This is a genomic window from Agrobacterium sp. O3.4, from assembly GCF_041414895.1.
Classification (GTDB): Bacteria; Pseudomonadota; Alphaproteobacteria; order Rhizobiales; family Rhizobiaceae; genus Agrobacterium; species Agrobacterium cucumeris.
Genome location: NZ_JALPZP010000001.1, coordinates 1,184,700 through 1,200,763, shown reverse-complemented (window position 1 = coordinate 1,200,763; position 16,064 = coordinate 1,184,700). Strand labels below are relative to the sequence as shown.

17 protein-coding genes are annotated in these 16,064 nt (G+C 59.8%); 12 read left to right on the top strand and 5 right to left on the bottom strand.

Annotated features, from left to right (window positions below; all coding sequences use genetic code 11):
* Positions 1-11 precede the first annotated feature (11 nt).
* From M0412_RS05795 to lipA, 7 genes are all read left to right on the top strand, one after another.
* Positions 12-1,433 carry a pyruvate dehydrogenase complex E1 component subunit beta gene (locus tag M0412_RS05795; protein ID WP_142839699.1) on the top strand — a complete coding sequence of 474 codons (1,422 nt, stop codon included), beginning with the start codon at positions 12-14 and terminating at the stop codon, positions 1,431-1,433.
* Positions 1,434-1,445: 12 nt separating this feature from the next.
* Positions 1,446-1,733 (top strand): hypothetical protein, encoded by a 288-nt coding sequence (locus M0412_RS05790; RefSeq protein WP_161991186.1) that lies wholly within the window; start codon positions 1,446-1,448, stop codon positions 1,731-1,733.
* A gap of 2 nt (positions 1,734-1,735) precedes the next feature.
* On the top strand, positions 1,736-3,106 hold the full coding sequence (locus M0412_RS05785; RefSeq protein WP_142839700.1) for a pyruvate dehydrogenase complex dihydrolipoamide acetyltransferase: 1,371 nt from the start codon (positions 1,736-1,738) through the stop codon (positions 3,104-3,106).
* Between the two features lie 12 nt (positions 3,107-3,118).
* Positions 3,119-3,763: an SGNH/GDSL hydrolase family protein gene (locus tag M0412_RS05780; protein ID WP_269697848.1), complete on the top strand. Its 645-nt coding sequence runs from the start codon at positions 3,119-3,121 to the stop codon at positions 3,761-3,763.
* Positions 3,764-3,823: 60 nt separating this feature from the next.
* Positions 3,824-5,269, top strand: a complete 1,446-nt coding sequence (lpdA, locus tag M0412_RS05775) for a dihydrolipoyl dehydrogenase (protein ID WP_142839702.1) — start codon at positions 3,824-3,826, stop codon at positions 5,267-5,269.
* Positions 5,270-5,365: 96 nt separating this feature from the next.
* Positions 5,366-5,614 (top strand): GlsB/YeaQ/YmgE family stress response membrane protein, encoded by a 249-nt coding sequence (locus M0412_RS05770; protein ID WP_065115534.1) that lies wholly within the window; start codon positions 5,366-5,368, stop codon positions 5,612-5,614.
* Positions 5,615-5,718: 104 nt separating this feature from the next.
* The gene (gene lipA / locus M0412_RS05765) at positions 5,719-6,690 is read left to right on the top strand and encodes a lipoyl synthase (RefSeq protein WP_142839703.1); all 972 of its coding nucleotides are present in this window, start codon (positions 5,719-5,721) and stop codon (positions 6,688-6,690) included.
* 168 nt (positions 6,691-6,858) lie between these two features.
* On the opposite strand, the gene M0412_RS05760 is transcribed toward lipA, so the two are convergent.
* The 3 genes from M0412_RS05760 to M0412_RS05750 form a co-directional block, all read right to left on the bottom strand.
* Positions 6,859-7,791: a DMT family transporter gene (locus tag M0412_RS05760; protein WP_269697841.1), complete on the bottom strand. Its 933-nt coding sequence runs from the start codon at positions 7,789-7,791 to the stop codon at positions 6,859-6,861.
* 357 nt (positions 7,792-8,148) lie between these two features.
* A complete protein-coding gene (locus M0412_RS05755; RefSeq protein WP_269699535.1) occupies positions 8,149-8,883 on the bottom strand; it encodes an AraC family transcriptional regulator in 735 nt (244 codons plus the stop codon).
* A 129-nt stretch (positions 8,884-9,012) separates the two neighbouring features.
* Positions 9,013-9,189: a hypothetical protein gene (locus M0412_RS05750; RefSeq protein ID WP_003496171.1), complete on the bottom strand. Its 177-nt coding sequence runs from the start codon at positions 9,187-9,189 to the stop codon at positions 9,013-9,015.
* A gap of 247 nt (positions 9,190-9,436) precedes the next feature.
* Between M0412_RS05750 and M0412_RS05745 the strand changes: the two genes are divergently transcribed.
* Together M0412_RS05745 and M0412_RS05740 are read left to right on the top strand one after the other, a co-directional pair.
* Entirely contained in the window at positions 9,437-10,006 is a 570-nt protein-coding gene (locus tag M0412_RS05745; RefSeq protein ID WP_269699536.1) for an AAA family ATPase, read from the top strand.
* A 9-nt stretch (positions 10,007-10,015) separates the two neighbouring features.
* The gene (locus tag M0412_RS05740; protein ID WP_269699537.1) at positions 10,016-10,471 is read left to right on the top strand and encodes a type II toxin-antitoxin system RatA family toxin; all 456 of its coding nucleotides are present in this window, start codon (positions 10,016-10,018) and stop codon (positions 10,469-10,471) included.
* Here the strand turns inward: M0412_RS05740 and M0412_RS05735 are convergent.
* Entirely contained in the window at positions 10,453-10,962 is a 510-nt protein-coding gene (locus M0412_RS05735; RefSeq protein WP_269699538.1) for a CinA family protein, read from the bottom strand. The two genes, M0412_RS05740 and M0412_RS05735, sit on opposite strands and share 19 nt — an antisense overlap.
* Positions 10,959-12,146 (bottom strand): bifunctional 2-C-methyl-D-erythritol 4-phosphate cytidylyltransferase/2-C-methyl-D-erythritol 2,4-cyclodiphosphate synthase, encoded by a 1,188-nt coding sequence (locus tag M0412_RS05730; RefSeq protein WP_269699539.1) that lies wholly within the window; start codon positions 12,144-12,146, stop codon positions 10,959-10,961. Before M0412_RS05730 ends, M0412_RS05735 begins: the two co-directional genes overlap by 4 nt.
* Positions 12,147-12,421: 275 nt before the next feature.
* On the opposite strand from M0412_RS05730, the gene dusB reads away from it, so the two are divergent.
* From dusB to ntrC, 3 genes are read left to right on the top strand one after another with little or no spacing between them, the layout of a single operon-like run.
* A complete protein-coding gene (gene dusB / locus M0412_RS05725) occupies positions 12,422-13,438 on the top strand; it encodes a tRNA dihydrouridine synthase DusB (RefSeq protein ID WP_269699540.1) in 1,017 nt (338 codons plus the stop codon).
* Positions 13,435-14,583: a nitrogen regulation protein NR(II) gene (locus M0412_RS05720; RefSeq protein WP_269699541.1), complete on the top strand. Its 1,149-nt coding sequence runs from the start codon at positions 13,435-13,437 to the stop codon at positions 14,581-14,583. Before dusB ends, M0412_RS05720 begins: the two co-directional genes overlap by 4 nt.
* Positions 14,580-16,031: a nitrogen regulation protein NR(I) gene (ntrC, locus tag M0412_RS05715; RefSeq protein ID WP_046800205.1), complete on the top strand. Its 1,452-nt coding sequence runs from the start codon at positions 14,580-14,582 to the stop codon at positions 16,029-16,031. Before M0412_RS05720 ends, ntrC begins: the two co-directional genes overlap by 4 nt.
* The last annotated feature ends 33 nt before the right edge of the window (positions 16,032-16,064 follow it).

Sequence of the window (16,064 nt, the reverse complement as noted above, 5' to 3'; positions counted from 1 at the left end):
AAGGGAACCCCATGCCAGTAGAAATTCTTATGCCCGCCCTTTCCCCGACCATGGAGGAAGGCACGCTTTCCAAATGGCTTAAAAAGGAAGGCGACAAGGTCACATCAGGCGACGTGATTGCCGAAATCGAGACCGACAAGGCGACCATGGAAGTGGAAGCCGTGGATGAAGGTATCATCGGCAAGTTGCTGATTGATGCCGGCACCGAAGGCGTCAAGGTCAACACGGCGATTGCCGTACTCCTTCAGGAAGGCGAAAGCGCCGACGACATCTCTTCTTCCGCCAAGAAGGAAGAGCCGAAGGCTGAAGCCGCAAATTCCGGTTCTGATGCCGCCGGCGGCAAGACCCGGGAAGCTGCTGAAGAGCCGAGCGCTGCCAAGGAAGCCGCCAAGGTTCCGGCAGCCCCGAAGATCGATGTCGCAGCCGATCCGGATATCCCGGAAGGTACGGAAATGGTGATGACGACGGTGCGTGAAGCACTGCGCGACGCCATGGCCGAAGAGATGCGCGCCGACGAAAAGGTTTTCGTCATGGGTGAAGAAGTCGCCGAATATCAGGGCGCCTACAAGATCACCCAGGGCCTGCTGCAGGAATTCGGTGAGCGCCGCGTCATCGACACCCCGATCACCGAGCATGGTTTTGCCGGTATCGGCGTCGGCGCTGCGATGACGGGCCTGCGACCCATCGTCGAATTCATGACCTTCAACTTCGCCATGCAGGCGATCGACCAGATCGTCAACTCGGCGGCCAAGACGCTTTATATGTCGGGTGGCCAGATGGGCGCGCCGATGGTGTTCCGTGGTCCGTCCGGTGCTGCTGCCCGCGTTGGCGCGCAGCATTCGCAATGTTACGCCGCATGGTACAGCCATATTCCGGGCCTCAAGGTCGTCATGCCCTACACGGCAGCCGACGCCAAGGGCCTGCTGAAAGCAGCTATCCGCGATCCGAACCCGGTCATTTTCCTGGAAAATGAAATTCTCTACGGTCAGAGCTTCGAAGTGCCGAAGCTCGATGATTTCGTGCTGCCGATCGGCAAGGCGCGCATTCACCGCAAGGGCAAGGATGCGACCATCGTTTCCTTCGGCATCGGCATGACCTATGCGATCAAGGCGGTTGCGGAACTCGAAAAGCTCGGCATCGATGTCGAACTGATCGACCTGCGCACCATCCGTCCGATGGATCTGCCCACGGTCATCGAATCGGTCAAGAAGACCGGCCGTCTGGTCACGGTGGAAGAAGGCTTCCCGCAGTCATCGGTCGGTGACTTCATTGCCAACCAGGTCATGCGCGCCGCTTTCGATTATCTCGATGCGCCAATCCTGACGATTGCCGGCAAGGACGTTCCGATGCCTTACGCGGCAAACCTCGAAAAGCTGGCTCTGCCCAACGTCGATGAAGTTGTTCAGGCCGTCAAAACCGTCTGCTACAAATAAGGGGAGATGATTTTGAGTGTCATAAAACAAATCCTCCCGGCAACCGAAAATTGGTACCGTGTTTTAGGTACCAAAGACGCGCCTTTGTTCGAGCGGGTAATCTTCTGGGCCGTCGTCAACGACGGTGATGGCGATGTTGTCGCCGGTGTTCCGCGTGAGGATATCGGCGTTATCGGTGCAGTCGGCGAATGGCTCGTCGACGTTGCCGGATACATCGAGATTACACCGTCACAGGTGGATTGGCTCATGGAACATCCTGAAGACCTGGAAGATTTTAATCTCGTTTGGGGGGAGGCCTAGTCATGCCTATCAACATCACCATGCCTGCCCTTTCTCCCACCATGGAAGAGGGCAATCTGGCCAAGTGGCTGGTCAAGGAAGGCGACAAGGTCGCACCCGGTGACGTGATCGCCGAGATCGAGACCGACAAGGCGACCATGGAAGTGGAAGCCGTGGACGAAGGCACGGTTGCCAAGCTGGTTGTTCCGGCCGGCACCGAAGCCGTCAAGGTCAACGCCCTGATCGCCATCCTCGCCGCCGAAGGCGAGGACGTGGCCGAGGCGGCAAAGGGCGGCGATGCCGCTCCTGCCAAGGCGGAAGCAAAGGCCGAAGCACCGAAGCAGGAAGCCGTTAAGGCCGAAGCGCCGAAGGAAGAAGCAGTACCTGCCAAGGCTGAAAAGCCGGCCGCCGATCAGGCGCCCGCGTCCTCCACGCCGGCGCCGGTTGCAAAGTCCGGTGAGCGTATCTTTGCTTCGCCGCTTGCTCGCCGTCTCGCCAAGGAAGCCGGTCTCGACCTCTCGGCCGTCTCCGGTTCCGGCCCGCATGGCCGCATCATCAAGACCGACGTGGAAAAGGCTGCCGCTTCCGGCGGTGCAAAGGCTGCTCCGGCCGCCGCGGCATCCGCAGGCACACGGGCTCCGGCCCTTGCCAAGGGTCAGTCGGACGAAGCGGTTCTCAAGCTGTTCGAACAGGGCTCCTACGAGCTTGTGCCGCATGACGGCATGCGCAAGGTCATCGCCAAGCGTCTGGTCGAATCCAAGCAGACGGTTCCGCACTTCTACGTCTCCGTGGATTGCGAACTGGATACGCTTCTGGCGCTCCGCGCCCAGCTTAACGCGGCTGCCCCCGAAAAGGACGGCAAGCCCGCCTACAAGCTGTCGGTCAACGACATGGTCATCAAGGCGCTGGCTCTTTCGCTGCGTGATGTACCTGACGCCAACGTCTCCTGGACGGAAAGCGCCATGGTCAAGCACAAGCATTCGGATGTCGGCGTTGCCGTTTCCATTCCGGGTGGCCTGATCACGCCGATCATCCGCAAGGCGGAAGAAAAGTCGCTCTCCACCATCTCCAACGAGATGAAGGACTACGGCAAGCGCGCGAAAGAGCGCAAGCTGAAGCCCGAGGAGTATCAGGGCGGCACGACCGCCGTGTCCAATATGGGCATGATGGGCGTCAAGAGCTTCTCTGCCGTTATCAACCCGCCGCATGCCACCATTCTGGCGGTCGGCGCGGGCGAACAGCGGGCAGTCGTGAAGAACGGCGAGATCAAGATCGCCAACGTCATGACGGTCACGCTTTCCACCGACCACCGCTGCGTCGATGGCGCGCTCGGAGCCGAGCTGATCGGCGCCTTCAAGCGCTACATCGAAAACCCGATGGGCATGCTGGTTTGATCGGAGAGTAACATGGTGAAGTCGGTCCTCTGCTTTGGCGATTCCCTGACCTGGGGATCAAATGCGGAAACGGGTGGCCGGCACAGCCATGACGATCTTTGGCCGAGCGTCCTGCAAAAGGCGCTCGGGCCTGAGGTGCATGTGATCCATGAAGGTCTGGGTGGCCGTACCACCGCCTATGACGACCACACCGCCGATTGCGACCGCAATGGCGCGAGATTACTGCCGACGCTGCTGCACAGCCATGCGCCGCTTGATCTCGTCATCATCATGCTCGGCACCAACGACCTGAAGCCGGCGATCCATGGTTCGGCCATTGTCGCCATGAAGGGTGTGGAGCGGCTGGTGAAACTCACGCGCAACCACGTCTGGCAGGTGCCGGACTGGGAAGCGCCTGACGTTCTGATCGTCGCGCCGCCGCAATTATGCGAAACGGCCAATCCGTTCATGGGCGCGATCTTTCGCGATGCTATCGATGAATCGGCGATGCTGGCTTCCGTCTACAGGGACCTTGCCGACGAACTCGATTGCGGCTTTTTCGATGCCGGGTCGGTTGCCCGCACGACGCCGGTGGATGGCGTTCATCTCGATGCTGAAAACACGCGGGCCATCGGCCGTGGGCTGGAGCCCGTCGTCCGTATGATGCTCGGACTTTGACAATAATTCCGTTTCGGAACGGCGTGCCGTCATCCGAATTAAGACAAGGCAGGATTTCCAATGGCTCAATCTTATGACGTCATCATCATCGGTTCGGGACCGGGCGGTTATATTGCCGCGATCCGCGCCGCCCAGCTCGGCATGAAGGTCGCCGTTGTCGAGCGCGAGCACCTTGCCGGCATCTGCTCCAACTGGGGCTGCATTCCCACCAAGGCTCTGCTGCGTACCGCCGATGTCATGCACACCGCCACCCACGCCAAGGATTATGGCCTGACGCTGGAAGGTTCGATCAAGCCGGACGTGAAGGCAATCGTCGCCCGCTCGCGCGGCATCGCCGCTCGCATGAACAATGGCGTCGGTTTCCTGTTCAAGAAGAACAAGGTCGATATCATCTGGGGTGAAGCCAAGATCACCAAGCCGGGTGAAATCGTCGTTGGCAAGTCCACCAAGCCGGTGGTTCAGCCGCAGGGTCCGGTTCCGAAGAACACGCAGGGCGAGGGCACTTACACTGCCAAGCACATCATCGTCGCCACAGGCGCCCGCCCGCGCGCGCTGCCCGGCATCGAGCCGGATGGCAAGCTGATCTGGACTTATTTCGAGGCGATGAAGCCGGAAGAGCTGCCGAAGTCGCTGCTCGTCATGGGTTCGGGCGCCATCGGCATCGAATTCGCCAGCTTCTACCGCACCATGGGCGTTGACGTCACCGTCGTCGAAATCATGAGCCAGGTCATGCCGGTCGAAGATGCGGAAATCTCCGCCTTCGCCAAGAAGCAGCTGGAAAAGCAGGGTATCAAGATTCATCTGGAAACCAAGGTTTCCAAGGTCGAGAAGGCTGCAAACTCTGTCACTGCGACGCTGGAGAAGAAGGACGGTTCTTCCGAGAAGATCACCGCCGACCGGATGATTTCCGCCGTTGGCGTCGTGGCGAATGTCGAAGGCATCGGCCTTGAGGCCGTTGGCGTGAAGACCGATCGCGGCTTCATCGTCATCGACGGTTACGGCAAGACCAACGTGCCTGGCATCTACGCCATCGGCGATGTCGCCGGCCCGCCGCTGCTCGCCCACAAGGCCGAACATGAGGCCGTCATCTGCGTCGAAAAGATTGCCGGTCTGCCGAATGTCCACCCGATGGACAAGCTCAAGATCCCCGGCTGCACCTATTGCAACCCACAGGTCGCCTCTGTCGGCCTCACCGAAGCCAAGGCCAAGGAACAGGGCCGTGACATCCGCGTCGGCCGCTTCTCCTTTGCGGCAAACGGCAAGGCCGTTGCGCTTGGCGAGGACCAGGGCATGGTCAAGACCATCTTCGACAAGAAGACCGGTGAGCTGCTTGGCGCGCATATGGTGGGTGCGGAAGTCACTGAACTCATTCAGGGCTTCGTCGTCGCCATGAATCTCGAGACGACCGAGGAAGATTTGATGCACACGATCTTCCCGCATCCGACCATTTCGGAATCGATGAAGGAAAGCGTGCTCGACGCCTATGGGCGTGTGCTGAACGCATAAGTGCCGCGTGATGCCCGGCATTGTCTAACCTTGCCGGGTGTCCCATATGTCTCAACGCCGGTTCCTCAAGGGAACTGTTCTTCAGGGAGCGTGGGAATGGAAAGTGTAGGCTGGATTGCAGCAATCATCATCGGCGGTCTCGCCGGCTGGCTTGCGGGCAAGCTCATGGACATGCGCTTCGGCATCTTCATGAACATCATTCTCGGCATTGTCGGCTCGGTTGTCGCCGTCGCCGTCCTTCGCACTCTTGATGTCTTCGTGCAGGACAGCAGGCTCGGTTATTTCGTCACGTCTTTCCTCGGTGCCAGCCTTTTGTTGTTCCTGGCAAAGCTGGTACGGCGCTGAAAACGCTTCGTGACCGGAAGGGGCTTACGCTTTTTCTGGAATTGTTCTAAAGCATCCGGCCAACAGGTGTTTAGATCGCCACAGGCGATGGAAGCAGGTTTTAAATGGTCACTATTCTCGACAGAACGTCGTCCGACGAAAAGCGTATCCGCCATCCGGAAAAGGCGCATCGGCCCGATACCGAGGTCATGCGCAAGCCGGAATGGATCCGCGTCAAGGCGCCGACCTCCAAGGGCTATCACGAGACGCGCGAACTGGTGCGCAGCCACAAGCTGGTAACGGTGTGCGAGGAAGCCGGCTGTCCGAATATCGGCGAATGCTGGGACAAGAAACACGCGACCTTCATGATCATGGGTGAAATCTGCACCCGCGCCTGCGCCTTCTGCAACGTCGCGACCGGCAAGCCCAACGCGCTTGACATGGACGAGCCTGAGAATGTCGCCAAGGCCGTCAAGCAGATGGGCCTTTCGCACGTCGTCATCACCTCGGTAGACCGTGACGATCTCGCCGACGGCGGTGCTGAACATTTCGAAAAGGTCATCTGGGCGATCCGTGCTGCGTCTCCAAACACGACCATCGAAATCCTCACACCCGACTTCCTGAAGAAGCCCGGTGCGCTGGAGCGTGTCGTGGCCGCCAAGCCCGATGTCTTCAATCACAATATGGAAACCGTTCCGGGCAATTATTTGACGGTCCGCCCCGGTGCGCGCTACTTCCATTCCGTGCGCCTCCTGCAGCGCGTCAAGGAACTGGACCCCACCATGTTCACCAAGTCGGGCATCATGGTTGGCCTCGGTGAAGAGCGTAACGAAGTGCTGCAGCTGATGGACGATCTGCGCAGCGCCGACGTGGACTTCCTGACCATCGGCCAGTACCTGCAGCCGACCCGCAAGCACCACAAGGTCGAGGCCTTCGTGACGCCGGAAGAGTTCAAGTCCTACGAAACCGTTGCCTATACCAAGGGCTTCCTGATGGTCTCCTCCAGCCCGCTGACGCGGTCGTCGCATCATGCCGGCGACGATTTCGAGCGCCTGCGCGCAGCCCGCGAGAAGAAGCTGCTGGCGGCTGCGGAGTAAGCAGCGGTAGGCCCAAAAGGGGCGCAATCTCTCTCCCTCGTCATCCTCGCCCTTGAGGCGAGGATCCATTGGCGACCGAAAAGGTGGATCCTCGGGTCAAGCCCGAGGACGACGTCGAGTGGCGCGCGCTCGTCAGGAAACTTGGCTGCCTGGTTTAGCTTGCCTCGCTTACACCACAACCTTCTCTGGCCTATGCGCCCGCATGCACAGCACGACGCTCAACACCACCGAACAGATCGCCACGATCTCGACAATGGTCGGCCCGCGTCCTTCCCATAAAAACCCGTAAAGCAGCGCAAACAGCGTCTCGAACAGGATCATCTGCCCCACCAGGGTGAGTGGCAGCATGCGGCTCATGCGGTTCCAGAATGCATTTCCGAGAATGGAGGCGGTGAAACCGAGGCCAGCGGCGATGGCGGCGAAATGCAGCCAGTCTCCCGTATCGTGGCTTTCTCCGCCAAAGCCGAAGGCCGGAATGGCGAGCAGCAGCGCAAGCCCGCCGGTCACGACACCGGTCATCATGTTCCAGTCATCGGCGCTGACATCGTGAAGACGCGAAAGCCAGCGGGCATTGCCGACAGCAAAGGCCGTCCATGAGGCCAGTGCCCCGAGCGCACAGGCAAGCCCGATGACGCGGGACACATCCAGCCCCGCATCGTTTTCCGTCAGCGACTGCCAGGAAATGCCGATAATGCCGATTGCGCCGAAGGCAAGCGATGGCCACAGCCGCTTCAGCGACACCGCGCCATGATCGCGACTGCCGATAATGGTAACGGCGACGGGCAGGAAGCCGATGATGATCGAAGTGAAAGCAACGCCGCTCAGCTTCACCGCCGTTGATATGAAGACATAATAGGCGATATTGCCGATCATGCTCAGCCAGCCGAGCGCAAACCATTCCCGCGCGCCGAAATGCGCCGATACCCGTTTCAGGCGCGGCCCGATGATGATGAGGGAAATCAGCCCATAGGTGAGATAACGCGCCGTCGATAATTGCAGGGCCGAAAAATCAGGCACGAGTTTCGGAGCGAGAAATATGCCACCCCAGAGTGCGCCTGCCAGCACGCCGTAAAAAACACCGAGACCCGTTTTGTTGTTCATGTCATGTCACATCCACATTCACATTTGCCTGCGATGTGCCACAGGCCTTTGCGGCTGTCTTGACAAAAACTCCTGAGGATTTATCCGCCGCTCTGATTGGGGGGCAGAGGGTTGTCTGTTTATAGTGGGCGGAGGGCGCGTGTGGTTTACCCCCCTCTGCCCTGCCGGGCATCTCCCCCACAAGGGGGAGATCGATCTGTGGCAACGTCTCGCCCATCTTGACGTTCGAGAATGAGGCGGCGGGAGTACGTCTTGCCGATCTCCCTCCTTGTGGGGGAGATGCCCGGCAGGGCAGAGGGGGGTAAACCACGCCCACCTCGATCCGCTATGAGCTGACAACCTCCTGAAAGCTCAAATCTAATGAATGCCGCGGTTCCGGCGATAGGATGCCGGCGTTTCACCCACCGCATTGCGCATGGCGCGGGTCAGCGCCGTCTGGTCGGAAAAACCGGCCCTGAGCGCGATTTCGGCAATCGGCAGGCTGGATTGGCTGAGGAGCGTGCAAACCTTGTCCATCCGCAATCCGGCAAGCCAGCGGTGAGGTGGGAGACCGAATTCTTCGAGAAACAGCGCGTGCAGGCGGCTGTCGCTGATCGTCACGCAGGCCGCCAGCATGTCGATCGTCCAGGGAAAGAACGGCTCCGCTCCGACAACTGCGCTGAGTTTGCGCAGGCGCTGGCGAATATCGGCTTTTTCAGGCGCGAGGCTGTCCACCAGCAGCGGCGCCCAGAGACCGGCGATATCGTCGCGCCGGCCGTCGGTTTTGATGAGGCCGCGCATATAGGCGATCAATTGCCGTGTATCGGGCGCAATATCGAGAAACGGCACGCGGGCAAATCTCTCCAGCGTCTGTTCGGAAACGGCACTTTCATCGATATCCACCACCAGCGAATGGTTTATCGCCGTCGCTTCCTGCGTATGCGGTGCATCACGGTGGATGAAGACGCCGCGTCCGGTCGACAGTTCGTCCTGCCGTCCGCCCACATCGATCCGCAGGCAGCCGGAGACTGGAAGAACGATCTGCACGAAACCGTGCCGTTCCCTAGGTCTTTCCTGCCGGTAGGTTCTGATATCTGCCGATGCGACTGTCATGACGCTGTCGTTTCCATTGTGCAAAGAAATGGCCGCCTCGAAAAAAGCGGCCAGTTTCATTGTCTGATTATGACATTGTCTTGAAGGTTGGGCCAGCCGGCTTTATCGGTGGGCCATACGAAACGGCAATTAACAGTCTTCCTTGGCGGTCGATTCGCCGCGTTTGCGCTTGCGCAGAACCGGCTTGTTCTCTCTCGCCTCGCATTTTGCAACGTCGATAAGGTAGGCAAGCACGGGCATGCCGTTCATCGATGCGAGTTGCTTGGCGGATTCGAGAAGGTTGATGATGTTGGAAAAATCGTCCATCGGCTCACTCAGTGGCTCAAAGCGGTTATGTGTCGGGTCTGAACCCAAAGATGAATACGCGTGGGAAAAACGGGAGCGCCCGGCGCGTTTGCATCCAGTGGGTGTAATATTAGTGGCAAATAAATAGCAATCCCTATGAGGGGGTTGCAATAGTCAATTTTCCGTAACTGCCATGCGCAACGACAATATCGCTTGAATGCGGGTGTCCGTGCGTCAGGCAATTTTCCGGTCATGACGAGGGCATAGGATGCCGAACTATCTCGAGACAGTGGAAGACGCGGCTGCAATCATCGTTCGGGCGCAGCGCATCATGGTCGTTGGTTGCTCCGGGGGCGGCAAGTCGACGCTCTCGCAGAAACTCGCGCGCAAATTCGGGCTTCGTTATATCTCCATGGATCGCGAAATTTTCTGGCTGCCCGGCTGGCAGTTGCGCCCGCGCGAAGAGCAGCGGCAGAGGATAGCCGCCATGGTTATGGAGGAGCGCTGGTTGATGGATGGCAGCAATCCGTCGTCGTTTGATATGCGCATGCCGCGCTCTCACATCGTGCTCTGGGTGAGAATGCCGCGCTGGCTCTGCCTGTGGGGCGCCGTCAGCCGGGCGATCAAGGGTTATGGCAAGGCACGGCCGGAAATGGCGGAGGGATGTCCTGAAAGGATAGACGCCGATTTCCTGCGTTATATCTGGAACTTCGAGCGCCGCCATACTCCGATTTTCGAGCAGAATTTCGCTCTTTATGGTCAGGATGTGCCGGTATTCCAGCTGAAAAGCCGAAAACAGTTTCGCCGCCTTCTTGATCTTCTTGTTATCGGCGATTAACTGCCGCTTATGCCCCAGTTCGAAACGCATCGCCACGTCAAACACTCACCCGACCGCATGTACGACCTTGTCGCCGATGTGGAGAAATATCCGCAGTTTCTGCCCCTTTGCGAAGGGCTAACCGTTCGCTCGCGCAAGGAGCGGGATGGCAAGGTGCTGCTGGTGGCAGATATGACGGTGGGCTACAAGGCCATTCGCGAGACCTTCACCACGCAGGTGCTGCTGAACCCGGCCGAGCGCGCCATCGATGTAAAATATATTGATGGGCCGTTTAAATATCTCGACAATCGCTGGCGTTTCGAAGAATCGAAAGATGGTGGCTCGGCCATTCATTTCTTCATCGATTATGAATTCAAGAGCCGGTTGCTCGGCGCCGTCATGGGGTCGATGTTTGATCGGGCCTTCCGCATGTTCGCCGAAGCCTTCGAGACCCGCGCTGACAAGATTTACGCCGACCCGGCCTGATTGAGGGCGACAAGCATCTCAAGTGCGGTTCTGACGGTTGCCAGCCGGATTTCGGTGCGGCCGATCTCGCCGTAACGCATTTCATGATGCAGGATTTTGCCGCTGCGTGCCTTGGCGGCCAGATGCACCAGGCCAACGGGTTTGTCGGGGGAACCGCCTCCAGGGCCGGCAATGCCGGTCACGGCCACGGCAAAATCCGCACCCGAGCGGAACAGTGCGCCATGCGCCATCTGCAGCGCCGTCTGCCGGGATACCGCGCCGAATGTGGCGAGCGTGCCAGTGCCAACCCCCAGCATGTCCATCTTGGCCTGGTTCGTATAGGTGACGAAACCGCGATCAACGACGGCGGAAGAGCCGGCAATTTCGGTCAGCGAACCGGCGATCAGGCCGCCCGTGCAGCTTTCGGCGGTCGAGACCATGAAGCCACGGGCGGTGAAATCGGTAATGATCCGCTGCGCCAGTTCTTCTATGTCACCGGGAAAAAGGCTCATAGTGGTCTGCCCCTGTAAACGACGGTGGCGGTGGCGATGGCCGCAATGCCTTCCCGGCGGCCGACAAAGCCGATGGTTTCATTGGTTGTCGCCTTCACCGAGCAGCGCTCCAGCGCAATCCCGAGCATGTCCGAGAGCGCTTCGCGCATGGCCTGGCGGTGCGGGCCGATGCGCGGCGCTTCGGCGATCAGTGAGACATCGGCATTCATGATCGTGCCGCCATTGTCGCGCACCACCTTGGCCGCATGTTCGAGGAAGATGCGTGAGGCTGCACCCTTCCATTGCGGATCGGATGGTGGGAAGTGATCGCCGATATCGCCCGCACCACAGGTGGCGAGCAGCGCGTCCGTCAACGCATGCAGCGCCACATCGGCATCCGAATGGCCTTTGAGTCTCTGGTCGTGTTCAATGAACACGCCGCAAAGCGTCACGCCATCGCCGGCCTCCAGCTGATGCACGTCGTAGCCATTGCCGGTGCGCACGTCGGGCAATGCGTGAGAGAGCTTTTCATCGGCCATGGTGATATCCCGCTTGAGAGTGAGTTTGACATTGTCGACCGAACCTTCGGTCAGCGTCACCGGCAGTCCCGCCCATTCGGCAATCGACGCATCGTCGGTAAAATCGGTCTTTCCCGAAGCGGCAGCGGCGCGGTGTGCGGCGAGAATATCGTTGAAGGCGAAGCTCTGCGGCGTCTGCGCCGCATAAAGTCCCTGCCGGGAAACCGTTTCCACGACACGATCATCTGACCCGCGCTTCAGCGTATCGGTGACGGGCAGGGCGGGCAGAACGCCGACAGCACCTTCCTGGTGCAGCGTCACGATACGCTCCAGCATCTCGGCGGCGACGAAAGGCCGCACCGCATCATGGATCATAACATGGCTCAGATCGTGCGAGGAAAGCACCTCAAGCCCGGCCAGCACCGATTGCTGGCGCGTTCCGCCGCCGGTCACAGTGATGATCCGCTCGCCGGCATCAACCCGCTCAAGGATCGGTGACAGCAGTGCGGCATCGTCGGCATGGCTGACGATCACGATCGGGCAGGTGCCGGCCCAGTCAAGAAAGGTCGACAATGTATGCTCGATCACGGCCTTGCCGCCGATCGGGCGATATTGTTTTGGCCCCTCCTCGGGGGAGCCTGCCCTTTCACCGCGTCCGGCGGCGACGATGACGATGCCGAGTTTCATAGTACTTTCCTGCATTGGTCATATGCTTTGCGCGCAACCCTTAGCGGTTGACAGTCCTGCTCTAGCGTTTCAAAACCGGGATGGCCAGCCCGATAAGACGCGCATTCATCCTGCACGCCGCAGGATCGTCTGTCATTGCGCGTCGCAACCTGCACAAATTGCCACCGACCGCAAAACAGGCAGGCAGCCGCCCCGCAAATAAAAGGTGCAACCTTCTAAAAGTGCTTGGCAACTGCGCAAACACTGTCTAAAAATAATGCAAATAACCCTTCTGCATGAAAGATCATCAGTTGTCCCTTCCGGAATTGTCAGAACCGTTCAGCATCGGCTCAGTAACGATCCGTAATCGTGCGGTGCTGGCGCCCATGTCTGGCGTGACGGATCTGCCGTTCCGACAGCTTGCCTGGCGTTTTGGCGCGGGTCTGGTCGTGACGGAAATGGTCGCCAGCCGCGAACTCGTCGCCAACAGGGGTGAATCCTGGGCGCGGCTGAAAAATGCCGGCATGGTTCCGCATATGGTGCAGCTTGCCGGGCGCGAGGCGCATTTCATGGCGGAAGCCGCCAGGATTGCCGCGGATAACGGCGCCGGCATCATCGATATCAACATGGGTTGCCCGGCCAAGAAGGTGACGGGCGGTTATTCCGGCTCGGCGCTGATGCGCGATCCCGATCATGCGCTCTCGCTTATCGAGGCGACGGTTGGCGCGGTCGATGTGCCCGTCACGCTGAAGATGCGGCTCGGCTGGGACGAAAACACCATCAACGCGCCTGAGATTGCCCGCCGCGCCGAAGCGGCAGGGGTTCAGCTCATCACCATTCACGGCCGCACCCGCATGCAGTTTTATGAGGGGCATGCGGACTGGGATGCCATCCGCGCAGTGCGGGAGGTGATTTCAGTGCCGCTGATCGCCAATGGCGATGTCGAGACCGCTGATGATGCGCGGGAAATTCTCCATCGTTCCGGTGCGGATGCCGTCATGGTCGGTCGCGGTGCGCAGGGCCAGCCCTGGCTGCCGGCGGTACTGGCCGGACACGCCGCGCCGCAACGCGCCGAAATCGCTGATATCGCCGTCGAGCATTACGAGATGATGCTGGAATTTTACGGAAGGGAAGCCGGTCTGCGGCATGCCCGCAAACATCTGGGTTGGTATCTCGACCGTTTTGCGCCTGAGTTTACCGCGCCCGACAAGGCTAAAATCATGACATCGCGTGAGACGGCGGAAGTGGCGGATCTGCTGCGCTCCGCCCTTTGCGAAAATGCGGGCGAAGAAGCCGCAAGGAAGGCCGCATGAGCGCCGACAAACACAGCCCGGCAGATGCAAACCCGCTCGCCATGGCGGTTCTGAACGCGGTGCAGAACCCCGTCATCCTGGTGGATGCCGATGGTTTTATCGCCTTCGCCAATTGGGAAGCCGAAGCCTTTTTCGGGGCGAGCGCCTCCCATCTTGCCCGCTACCGCGTCTCCACTTTCATTCCCTTTGGCAGCCCGCTTCTGGCGCTGATCGATCAGGTGCGGGAACGTCGTGCGCCGGTCAATGAATATCGCGTTGACCTGAGTTCGCCGCGTCTCGGACAGGACAAGTTGGTCGACCTTTACGTCGCACCTGTCGTCAGCGAGCCGGGATCGGTCGTCGTCGTCTTTCAGGAGCGATCGATGGCCGACAAGATCGATCGGCAATTGACCCATCGCGCCGCGGCTCGTTCCGTCACCGGGCTCGCCTCGATGCTGGCGCATGAGATCAAGAATCCGCTTTCCGGTATTCGCGGCGCCGCCCAGCTGTTGGAGACCTCGGTTGCCGACGAGGACCGGGCGCTGACGCGGCTGATCTGCGACGAGACCGACCGCATCGTCTCGCTGGTCGATCGCATGGAGGTATTTTCCGATGAGCGGCCGGTGGACCGCGTGCCGGTCAACATCCATTCAGTGCTCGATCATGTGAAGGCCATCGCCAAGGCCGGCTTTGCCCGCAACATCAAGATTTCCGAAAATTATGACCCTTCGCTGCCGCCTGTCTATGCCAATCGCGACCAGCTTGTGCAGGTGTTTCTCAATCTGGTGAAGAATGCGGCGGAAGCCGTGGGCAACCAGCCGGATGGCGAGATATTGCTGACCACCGCTTACCGTCCCGGCATGCGCCTTTCAGTCGCCGGCAGCCGTGAGCGCATCTCGCTGCCGCTCGAATTCTGCGTGCATGATAATGGTCCGGGCGTCCCGGCCGATCTTTTGCCGCATCTTTTCGATCCTTTCATTACCACCAAGACGAATGGTTCGGGCCTTGGGCTGGCACTTGTTGCCAAGCTGATCGGCGCGCATGGCGGCATCGTTGAATGTGACAGCCAGAACCACCGCACGACTTTCCGCGTATTGTTGCCCGTCTCGCCGGAAATGGCGCTCGACGACAGCTCTTTGCCGAACACGACAGGAAATGACCCATGACAGCTACGATCCTCGTCGCCGATGATGATGCCGCGATCCGCACGGTTCTGAACCAGGCGCTCAGCCGCGCCGGTTACGATGTGCGCATCACTTCCAATGCCGCAACGCTATGGCGCTGGGTTTCGGCAGGTGAGGGCGATCTTGTCGTGACCGATGTCGTGATGCCGGACGAAAACGCCTTTGATCTTCTGCCACGCATCAAGAAGGCCCGGCCGGACCTGCCGGTTCTGGTCATGAGCGCCCAGAACACTTTCATGACCGCCATCAAGGCCTCGGAAAAGGGCGCTTATGATTATCTGCCCAAGCCATTCGATCTGACGGAGCTGATTGCCATCATCGGCCGCGCGCTTTCTGAGCCCAAGCGCAAGCCGGCGAAGCTCGATGACGACATGCAGGACGGCATGCCGCTGGTTGGCCGCTCGGCAGCGATGCAGGAAATCTACCGTGTTCTCGCCCGCCTGATGCAGACTGACCTGACGCTGATGATCACGGGTGAGTCCGGGACGGGTAAGGAACTGGTGGCGCGGGCGCTGCATGATTATGGCAAGCGCCGCAACGGTCCCTTCGTCGCCATCAATATGGCAGCGATCCCGCGCGATCTCATCGAATCGGAACTGTTCGGCCATGAGAAGGGCGCCTTCACCGGCGCGCAGAACCGCTCGACTGGCCGTTTCGAACAGGCCGAGGGTGGCACGCTGTTCCTCGATGAAATCGGCGATATGCCCATGGATGCCCAGACGCGCCTGCTGCGTGTGCTGCAACAGGGCGAATATACGACGGTGGGTGGTCGCACGCCGATCCGCACCGATGTGCGCATCGTTGCCGCCACCAACAAGGATTTGAAACAGTCGATCAATCAGGGCCTCTTCCGCGAAGACCTTTATTATCGCCTGAATGTCGTGCCGCTGCGCCTGCCGCCGCTGCGTGACCGCGCCGAGGATATTCCCGATCTGGTGCGTCATTTCATCCAGACAGGCGAGAAGGAAGGCCTGGAAGGCAAGCGTTTCGAGAGCGAAGCCCTTGAGGTCATGAAGGCCTATGCCTGGCCGGGCAACGTGCGCGAGCTGGAAAACCTTATCCGCCGGCTGATGGCGCTTTATCCGCAGGAAGTCATCACTCGCGAGATCATCGAGCAGGAATTGCAGTCGGATGTTCCTGACAGCCCGCTCGACAAGATGGCGGTCCGCACCGGCACGCTGAGCATTTCGCAGGCGGTAGAGGAGAATATGCGGGATTATTTTGCCAGCTTCGGCGACGGCCTGCCTCCTCCAGGCCTTTACGACCGCGTGCTGCGCGAACTCGAATATCCGCTGATTCTCGCTGCCCTGACGGCGACGCGTGGCAACCAGATCAAGGCCGCCGATCTCCTCGGCCTCAACCGCAATACGCTGCGCAAAAAGATCCGCGAGCTTGGCGTTTCGGTCTATCGCAGCTCCCGCCCGACCTGAGAATGTTGACAAGGCCGCACTTGTCGTTGCATT

Excerpts from the sequence above, each read along its gene's own strand:
- M0412_RS05795 (WP_142839699.1), top strand. The coding sequence starts at position 12 with ATGCCAGTAGAAATTCTTATGCCCGCCCTTTCCCCGACCATGGAGGAA.
- M0412_RS05785 (WP_142839700.1), top strand. The coding sequence starts at position 1,736 with ATGCCTATCAACATCACCATGCCTGCCCTTTCTCCCACCATGGAAGAG.
- M0412_RS05780 (WP_269697848.1), top strand. The coding sequence starts at position 3,119 with ATGGTGAAGTCGGTCCTCTGCTTTGGCGATTCCCTGACCTGGGGATCA.
- lpdA (WP_142839702.1), top strand. The coding sequence starts at position 3,824 with ATGGCTCAATCTTATGACGTCATCATCATCGGTTCGGGACCGGGCGGT.
- M0412_RS05770 (WP_065115534.1), top strand. The coding sequence starts at position 5,366 with ATGGAAAGTGTAGGCTGGATTGCAGCAATCATCATCGGCGGTCTCGCC.
- lipA (WP_142839703.1), top strand. The coding sequence starts at position 5,719 with ATGGTCACTATTCTCGACAGAACGTCGTCCGACGAAAAGCGTATCCGC.
- M0412_RS05760 (WP_269697841.1), bottom strand. The coding sequence starts at position 7,791 with ATGAACAACAAAACGGGTCTCGGTGTTTTTTACGGCGTGCTGGCAGGC.
- M0412_RS05755 (WP_269699535.1), bottom strand. The coding sequence starts at position 8,883 with ATGACAGTCGCATCGGCAGATATCAGAACCTACCGGCAGGAAAGACCT.
- M0412_RS05750 (WP_003496171.1), bottom strand. The coding sequence starts at position 9,189 with ATGGACGATTTTTCCAACATCATCAACCTTCTCGAATCCGCCAAGCAA.
- M0412_RS05745 (WP_269699536.1), top strand. The coding sequence starts at position 9,437 with ATGCCGAACTATCTCGAGACAGTGGAAGACGCGGCTGCAATCATCGTT.
- M0412_RS05740 (WP_269699537.1), top strand. The coding sequence starts at position 10,016 with ATGCCCCAGTTCGAAACGCATCGCCACGTCAAACACTCACCCGACCGC.
- M0412_RS05735 (WP_269699538.1), bottom strand. The coding sequence starts at position 10,962 with ATGAGCCTTTTTCCCGGTGACATAGAAGAACTGGCGCAGCGGATCATT.
- M0412_RS05730 (WP_269699539.1), bottom strand. The coding sequence starts at position 12,146 with ATGAAACTCGGCATCGTCATCGTCGCCGCCGGACGCGGTGAAAGGGCA.
- dusB (WP_269699540.1), top strand. The coding sequence starts at position 12,422 with ATGAAAGATCATCAGTTGTCCCTTCCGGAATTGTCAGAACCGTTCAGC.
- M0412_RS05720 (WP_269699541.1), top strand. The coding sequence starts at position 13,435 with ATGAGCGCCGACAAACACAGCCCGGCAGATGCAAACCCGCTCGCCATG.
- ntrC (WP_046800205.1), top strand. The coding sequence starts at position 14,580 with ATGACAGCTACGATCCTCGTCGCCGATGATGATGCCGCGATCCGCACG.